Genomic DNA, 9,243 nt, shown 5'->3' with positions numbered 1-9,243 from the left:
TGAAGGCCGGCTTGCGGAAGGCGGAGCGAGCTCGTACTTCGCAGTGGACGGCCTCGGACAAGAGCCCCGGTAGTTTTGATCAGCCTGCATGAAGCCACGCGACGACGGACCCGTCGAAGTCCGTTGCCGCGTGCTGGAAAGACGCGATCAGTACGATAGGTCCGTTGCGCGCTCGAGAGGGACCTTTGGTCAACACGGTCGCAATAGCGGCTATGGGTCGGCTACGGTCCTCCGCGTCCGTCGGTAGTCGGCCAGCAATGGACCTTCGCCAGGTCATATTCGACGTCCGTTTTCAGCGGAGATGCGGACAGACTCCGAACTATCGCCTACGCTGCTAAATAAAGGCAGTTCCGGCGTCCGGAAGAGTATCGATCTGGAGCCGCGTCAGCCCCACGCGGCGATCTTTCGCCCTGCCTCGGGTGATGTACCGACGCGCGCACGCGAAGTATCGCAAATCCTGACACGAGCAATCCGACGGCCTTGAAGTGGAAGCATTTCCCCCGGGTTCAGAGACTAAAACCTGACCTTGACTGCAACCTCGGCGCCCACCGCGTGGCCATCACCGGTGAATTGTCCCTGCACGCTCCCATACACAGACGTTCTCTTCGACACCTGAGCATCCAGTCCGGCATCGAGCTTTCCTCCCGGACCGTGGATGCTCACGCTGAACGGCACATATCCGTCAGCCGACGAAAAGCTCGTCACCGGATGCCCGAGAAACTCATTGATGAAGCTCGCCCGCACCCATACCGTGGCCTTGCGCGCGGGTGAAGTATCCGTACCGGGCGCGAACTCCCAGGTGTTGGACAGCCGCACGCCGAACCGGCCAGTCAGACTCTCGACATCACTGAAACTCACGTTGGCCGCATCGTCGTGCGTGGCGTTCAGGTGGATGGTCTGGTACACGAGCTGCGCCTGCGGCTCGATCACCATGCCGTTGCTCAACGGGATCGGATAGCCGCCTTCGACCGACGCGCCCAGGCCCGTGCCGTTCGAATCCAGGTGCCCAGTGGGTCCAAATGCCTTCACGTCATATCGCGTGCCCTGGATGACGTTGTCGACGTACCAGCCGGTCGAGCCGAAGTGCGTCCAGTAAGCGCCGACGGTCGCGCCGTCGATCCGGTCGTTGCCTGCGTCACTGCCGTCGAAGTGGTCGACGTCGCCGTCGATCTCGCCATACGCGACGTACAGGCCAGCATGGTCTGCACTGCTGTCCGGCCGCTTCGACTGATACACGTCCACGCCGGCCTGTGCCGCGTACAGGCGATAGTTGTAGGTGGGCCCGTCGCTGCCATAGATGCCCGAAGCGCCACCGTCCCGCGTACCGGTGATACCGACGATACGCCCCCAGCCGAGAGCATTGGGCTGCTTCGCATCGCCACCGGACGGAGCGTCGCCCTGCGGACCGATCTGGCCGCCCATGCGCTCGTGAAGCGAGTCCAGCAGCACGCTTCCGAAGCTCAGCGCCAGTGACGGAAGCGCTGTGTAAAGCGACGTCTCGGGCCGATAGACCGGCGCGGCCGGGGCGCCAGGTGACGACCCCGGCGGGCATTCGGCTGCGTCCGGAGCGGCCGCACAGTTCAGTATCGAGCGAAGAAACCAGTCGTCAGTTGAAGCGTCGCTGGCGCCGCCGCGATACAGCGAATATTCGTAGGGCCCGGCCACCACCGGCGCACCGAGCGAGAATGCGGTGGGCGCCGTCGTGGCGCCGTTGACGGCGTCGACCACGAGAATACCGTCACCGGTAGTTCTGGCTCCTGGTCCGCCAGCATTGTTCACGAGCAGCGACGTGCCACCGGTTGCGGCGGCCGCCTTCACGCTTGCCCCGCCCGCCTTGACTGACTGGCTGGCGGCGTTGGCGGCCATCGACGTTGAGCCGCCGGTAGCTGTGCCGCCGTCGATGACAAGGCGGTCCGATGGAGATCCGTCGCTTCCCAGGTAGGTATTGAGCGCAAGCGCACCGCCATTGCCGATGTAGTTGCCGGCCACGTGCAATGTTGTTCCAGGCGCACCGCCGAAGCGCACCAGTCCCGCGTTGGCCAGCCCCGCAACCGTCTGGTCGAAGCCGTTCAGATCGAGAGTCGCGCCGGGATTGACACCCACCGCGGAGGTGGGACTGAACGTGTTCGTCGCGCCGGCGCGCAGTGTGCCGGCTGCGACGAAGGTTGGACCTGTGTATGTATTGTTGCCGGTCATCACCGTCGTGCCGCTGCCCGTCTGCTGGACCGTGCCGCTTCCCCAAATGTTGCCGCCATACGTGTACGTGTCGGACCGGTTGAATGCCAGGACGCCGTCATCGATCACGTTGCCGACGATGCTGCCGGTCGCGCCGCCATTACCGACCTGCAATGTGCCCGCCGTAATCTCCGTGCGGTTCGTATAGGTGTTGTTGGCCGCGAACACCAGCGTGCCGGCCCCCGTCTTGGTCAGCACGCCGGTCCCGCTCACGGCGCTGTCGAGCGTGAGCGTCGTCCCCACGACGGGCTCGAACGTGCCGCCGTTGTCGTCGAGCGCGGTGGCGCGCGCGGTAGCGAAAGTCCCGGTGGTTCGCAGCGTGCCGCCGTTGAATCCAAGCGCGCTGCTGCTCACGCCGAGGTTACGGTCGGACTGCACCTGCAGCACCCCGCCGTTTATCTGCGTGCCGCCCGCATAGGTATTCGCGGCGTTCAGCACGAGCGTGCCCAAGTCGCTCTTGACCAGTTGGGGGTTGCCGGTAAGCACCGAGTCGATTGTCGCGATATAGCTGGCGCCAGGTCCGGTGCCGTCGCCAACGCGGATGATTGACTCACCCGGTGTCGCGGAAGAGCCGACCAGCGTCACGGGACCGCCCGTCACGACATAACCGTTGGTGGCGAACTGCATGCCGGCGGCCTGGACCGCTCCGAGACTGTTGTCTACCGTCACGGTGCCGGGCGCTCCCGCGAAGATTGCAAACGTGCTGTTGGCAAACGCGGCATTGGGCACGCCCAGTTCGTTCGTCCAGTTATTGTTGCCGCTGGTGTTCTGCCAGGTGCCGTTGCCGCCTTCGATCGAATTGTTGTCCTTCGGTCCGGCGACGCCGTCCCAGTAGCTGAATGTCAGCCCGGCGGTATTGATCAGGTTGACCTGATGACTGACTGCGGTCTGCACGAAATAGTCCGGCGACGGGACGGTGCCGATCGCGAGACCGTTGTTGGTCAGTGACCCCGCGTAGCTGATGACGCGGTAGATACCGGGATCGAACGTGCCGCCCTCGGTCGTCTCGACATTCAGTGTGCCGGCGAGCGTCACATTGCCCTGCACGACGGCCAGGTCGTTGAGCGGGCCGCCGACGACGTTCGCCTGGCCGAAACCGTAGTTGAGAATCGAGCCGCTGCTCAGGTTCAGATTGCCGTTGATGGTCAGCGTACCCGGCGCGATGCCGATCTGCCCCGGCGCGAGCGCACCGCCATTGGCAATGGTGACGCTGCCGCCGATAGTGCCCGAGCCGCCTAGCGTGCTGCCGCTGGCGGCTGTGACAAGGCCGGTCGCGGCCGTCTGGTCGCCGTCGACGTACAATGCGCCGCTCGCGACGTTGGTCGGGCCGCTGTAGCTGTTCGTGCCGAGCAGCACGGTTGCGCCTGTCCCGCGCTGGACGATGTTGCCCGAGCCCGACACGTTGCCGACGATTGGCAGTACATCGCTGTGCACGATCGCCAGCGTGCCATTGTCGACGATGTCGCCGACGATGCTGCCGGAGGTGCCGCCGTTGCCCAGCTGCAGCGTGCCGGCGCTGATCGTCGTGCCACCGCTGTAGGTGCTGCCCCCGGTGAGGATCGCGGTGCCCGCGCCCTGTTTCACGAGCGAACCGCTGCCAATGATCTGCCCGTCGTAGGTGATGTCGTCGAGCCGGTTGAAGACCAGTGAGCCGTTGTCGATGACGTCGCCGACGATGCTGCCGGAGGTGCCGCCGTTGCCGAGTTGCAGCGTGCCGGCGCTGATCGTCGTGCCGCCCGTGTAGGTATTGCTGTTGGTCAGCACGGTGGTGCCGGTTCCGGCCTGATCGAGCATGCCGGCGCCGGATACCATGCCGGTGAAGGTAGCCGTGTCCGAGCGATTGAAGAGGAGGGTGCCATTGTCAGCGACGTCGCCGACAATGCTGCCGGAGGTGCCGCCATTGCCCAGTTGCAGCGTGCCGGCGCTGATCGTCGTGCCGCCCGTGTACGTATTGCTGTTCGTGAGCACCGTCGTGCCGGTGCCGATCTGGTTGAGCGCGCCGGTGCCGGAGACAATGCCGCCGAAAACGAGCGTATCGGAGCGATTAAAGACGAACGAGCTGTTGTCCGCGACGTCGCCGACGATGCTGCCGGTGGTGCCGCCGTTGCCCAGTTGCAGCGTGCCGCTGCTGATCGTCGTGCCGCCCGTGTACGTGTTGCCGTTCGTGACCACCGTCGTGCCGGTGCCGATCTGGTTGAGCGCGCCGGTGCCCGACACCACGCCACCGAAGGTGAACGTATCGGAGCGGTCGAACGCGAGCGTGCCGTTGTCGGTCACGTCGCCGGGGATGCTGCCGCTCGCGCCGCCGTTGCCGAGTTGCAGCGTGCCGGCGCTGATCGTCGTGCCGCCCGTGTACGTATTGCCGTTGCCCGTCAGCACCAGCGTGCCGTCGCCGGTCTTCTGCAGCATCGCCGGCGGTCCGGACGGGTTCTCAATGATCGTTCCGTTGAGCGTGAGCGTCGTACCGGCCGCCGTCTCGATGGTCCCGCCGCTCGTACCGATGCCGCTGGTCCCAAGGAGAATCGCGCGGTTGCTCGAGAACGTGCCGGTCGTGCTCAGCGTCGAGCCGTTGGCGATCCCGACTGCGCTATTCGCCGCGCCCAGGTTCTGGTCGCTCGAAATCTGCAGCGTGCCGCCGAAGATGCCCGTGCCGTTCGTATAGGTGTTGAGTCCGTTGAGCACCAGCGTGCCGAGATCGTCCTTGACGAGCGCTGCGTTGCCGGTCAGCGCGGAGTCGATGGTCGCCGTCATCGATGCGCCCGTGGGCGTACCGTCGCCCACGCGGATCGTCGTCAGGTTGCCGGTGGTCGCGTCGCGCAGCGCGATCGGGTCGCCCGTCACGACATAACCGTCGACCGCGAACTGCATGCCGGTGGCGGTCACCTGGCCGGCGGTGGTGTCGTCGACGCGGACCGTGCCCGGCGTACCCATGAAGATCGCATACGAGTCGTCGGCCCATGACGCGTTGACCGCACCGTTCGGATCGGTCCAGTTGTCGTTGCCGCCCGTGCCCTGCCATGTGCCGGCGCCGCCGTTGATCGTGTTGTTGTTCTTCGGTCCGCTCTGACCGTCCCAGTAGTTCAGGCTCAGCCCGGCCGTGTTCACGAGGTTCACCTGGCCCGGAACCGACGTCTGCACGCTGAATCCGGTCAGCGGAGCCACCGTGACGGGCGCGCCCTGCGGCGAGGAGGGCGCTGTCATGTACGAGCCGATGGTCAGACCGTTGTCGGTCAGCGTGCCGCTGTAATCGATGACACGGTAGACACCTGCGCCGAGTGTCTGCCCCTGATCGACCACGTTGATGACGCCGTCGAGCACGAGGTTGCCGTTGACGTCGGTCAGGTCGTTCAACTGGCCGCCCGCCACGTTGGCCTGAACCATGTTGTAGAAGAGGTTCGAGGTCGGATTGAGCATCAGGTCGCCGTTGATGGTCAGCGTGGCCGGCAAGGTGGGTACGGCGCCTGGCGCGAGCGTCGCGCCATCGGCGATCACCACGTTGCCGCCGATGGTGCCGTTGCCGCCCAGGCGCGTGCCACTCGCTGCGGTGGTCGCGCCCGTCGCTCCGGTCTGATTGCCGTCAACGTAGAGCCAGCCGCTGGAGATGGTGGTCGGGCCTGCATAGCTGTTATTGGCGGTAAGAATTGTGACGCCCGGGCCGGACTGGGTCACGGAACCCGAGCCTGAGATGGCGCCGTCGAAGGTGACGGTGTCGGACCGGTTGAAAACGAGCGCGCCGTTGTCGGTCACGTCGCCGACGATGCTGCCTGTGGTGCCGCCGTTGCCGAGTTGCAGCGTGCCGCTACTGACGGTTGTGCCACCCGTGTATGTGTTGTTGTTCGTCAGCACCGTGGTGCCCGTTCCGGTCTGGCCGAGCGTGCCTGAGCCCGAAATGAGGCCACCGAACGTCACGGTATTGGACCGGTTGAATGCCAGCGCGCCGTCGTCGAGCACGTTGCCGAGAATGCTGCCGGTTGTGCCGCCGCTGCCTATCTGCAACGTGCCCGCCGAAACCGTGGTTCCGCCGCTGTAGGTATTGCTGCTGTTCAGGATCAGTGTGCCGTTGCCGGTCTTGGTGAGGGACGCCGGCTGGGTACCCTGCAGGATTTGCCCGTTGATCGTGAACTGCGTGCCGGTAGCCGTGTCGATGGTTCCGCCGGGTGTTCCGCCGCTGCTGCCGGACAGAAGAATCAGGCGGCCTGTGGCGAAGCTCGCCGTGGTTCGCAGCGTCGAACCATTGGCGATCGTCAGCAGGGTGGGCGGCGCGCCGAGATTGGCGTCGCTGGAGATCTGCAGCGTGCCCCCGAGAACGAATGTGCCGTTCGTATAGGTGTTGGCGCCATTGAGCACCAGTGTGCCGAGGTCCTCCTTGATGATGCCCGCCGTGCCGGCAAGCACGGCATCGATGGTTGCCGTCATCCCTATGCTGGCCGCCGTGCCGTCCCCGACGCGGATCGTCGTGAGGTTGCCGCTCGACGGAGCCGCGAGCGTGATTGGATCGCCAGTGACGAGATAGCCGTCCGTTGCGAACTGCATGCCCTTGCTGGTCACGGCGCCGACGGTGTCGTTCACCGTGACCGTACCCGGCGTGCCCATGAAAATCGCAAAGGCGCCGTCCGCCCATGGCGCGTTGATCGCGCCGTCGGGGCCCGTCCAGTTATCGTTGACGGTACCCGCCGAAGCCTGCCATGTCCCGGTGCCGCCGTTGATGATGCCGTTGTTCTTCGGTCCGACGTCCCAGTAATTCAGCGTGAGGCCGCCCGTGTTGACGAGGTTCACCTGACCGGGAATCGATGTCTGAACGGTGAAACCGGTCAGCGGGCGGGTGGTGGTGGACGTCTCCTGTGGCGTGGTCGTCGCCGTCATGTATGAACCGATCTCGAGACCATTGTTGGTCAGCGTCCCGTCGTAGTCGAACACACGGTAGATGCCGGCGCCAAGCGTCTGGCCTTCATCGACGATATTGATCACGCCGTCGAGCGTGACGTTGCCGTTGACCACCGTCAGGTCGTTGAGCTGACCACCGGCCACATTCGCCTGCTGCATGTTGTAGAAGAGGTTCGAGGTCGGATTGAGCGTGAGGTCGCCGTTGATCGTCAGGGTCGCGGGTGTGGCAGGCACAGCGCCGGGACCCAGCGTGGCGCCGTTGGCGATCACCACGCTACCGCCGACGGTGCCGTTGCCGCCGAGACGCGTGCCGCTGGCGGCAGTGGTCGTGCCCGTCGCACCGGTCTGATTGCCGTCGACGTAGAGCCAGCCGCTGGAGATGGTGGTCGGGCCCGCGTAGCTGTTGTTCGCGGTAAGAATCGTGACGCCCGGGCCGGACTGGGTCACGGAACCCGAGCCTGAGATTGCGCCGTCGAAGGTGACGCTGTCGGAGCGGTTGAACGCCAGAGTGCCGTTGTCGGTCACGTTTCCAACAATGCTGCCGGTGGTGCCGCCGTTGCCCAGTTGCAGCGTGCCGGCGCTGATCGTCGTGCCGCCGCTGTAACTATTGTCGCCCGCGAACGTCAGTAGTCCCGCGCCTGCCTTGGTGAGTGCGCCTGCGCCACCGATGGCCTGACTCACCGTGCTCGCGACGCCGGCGTCGGTCTGGATCATTCCGTTGTTTGCCGTCACGGTGATGGCGCGCGAAGCTGAAAGACCGAAGCTGCTGGTGAGTTCGAGTGCTCCGCCGTCGAGCGTCAGCGAGCCTGTGGCGGCGCCCAGCCGGCTGTCGGCATCAATCGCGACCGTCCCCGCCTGAATGAGCGTGCCGCCCTGATAGCTGTTCGTTCCGGAGAGTGTCAGTACACCGGCGTCGGTCTTGGTGACCGAGCCCGTGCCGGTAAGGGTGCCCGCGTAATTGCCGTTGTCCGTCTGCACGAAGCGCACGAGGCCGTTGTCGGTGACGCCTGGCGGCAGGCTCTGCGCGCGCGCCTCCAAGGTGCCGGCCGGATCGACCTCCACGGTGCCATTGAAATTGGCGTTGTTGCCCGTCAGCGCGAGCGTGCCTTGCTGGACGTCGACTGCGAGCGCGGCGTTGCCACCGTTGCTGCCTACCGAGCCTGACAGGGTCCAGGTACCCAGTCCTGTCTTGGTGAGCGTCTGGAAGTTGCTGATGCTGCCGGTCAGCGTGTCGCTGGAGCCGGCTTCGCCAGCCAGGTTTAGCGTGTTCGTTCCGCCACCGCCGTTGAACCCACCGGTCACGACGGACGACGGATACAGCGTGAGCACATCGTTTCCGCTTGCAAAGGACAGGCCCCCGTAGACGACCGCGCCCGTGCGATTGATGAAATGCACGTCTCCGTTGCGCTGGCTGCCGATCACGTTCGCAATGATGCTCTGGTCCGACCCGTTACCTGTGCGGACGATGCCGTAGTTATCGATGGTATTGGCCGCGCCTATGACGGTGTCTTCGAACCAGATCGCGGCTGAATTGACACCTGAGATCGTGCCGTGATTGACGACCGTATTGCCTGCGCCCAGAAGGTTGACGGCTTCGGCGTTGGTACTCGTTCCGGTTGCGCTGACCGTCGCGCCATTACCAACAGTCAGCGTGCCATTTGAACGGAATTCGACCGTGTTCTTGCCGGCACTCCACAGGCCGTTGCCCGAGCGGGCGGCGCTCGTGACCGTGGCACCGTCATTCACCGTTACGCTCGCACCATCGCGCAGGCTGATTGCGCTGGCATCTCCCGCGATGACCGACGCACCGGGCGCAATAGTGACGACAGCGTTGTCGGGCGCCGACGGCCCGCTGCCGATCGATGTGTTGCCAAGATTCGTGGTGCCGGTACACGTCGTAACGTTAGCTGTCGTTGTGCATGTGGCCCATGCCGGCGCCGGGAGAGCCGCCATGCAAATGGAAACGAGTACGAGCGGCGTCGCCCAAAAGAAGGGCACTGAAGACAGGGTTAAATCTATCCGCTGCTCCAATCGTGACAAACGCAAGACAACTTTGATGTGCAGCAGATTCGGGGAGGGACGAGATCGGCTGCGTCGTCGACATTTTGGAACCTTCGGCAGCGC

General features: G+C 64.9%; 1 protein-coding gene. It reads right to left on the bottom strand.

The features are described from left to right. Positions 1-513: 513 nt before the first annotated feature. A complete protein-coding gene (locus HV675_RS30080) occupies positions 514-8,865 on the bottom strand; it encodes an autotransporter-associated beta strand repeat-containing protein (RefSeq protein ID WP_175115102.1) in 8,352 nt (2,783 codons plus the stop codon). Positions 8,866-9,243: the final 378 nt, after the last annotated feature.

The sequence above is a fragment of the Paraburkholderia solisilvae genome (assembly GCF_902859875.1).
Taxonomy (GTDB): domain Bacteria; phylum Pseudomonadota; class Gammaproteobacteria; order Burkholderiales; family Burkholderiaceae; genus Paraburkholderia; species Paraburkholderia solisilvae.
The sequence above is the reverse complement of the archived record's forward strand: the minus strand, read 5'-3'. Positions and strand labels throughout refer to the sequence as shown.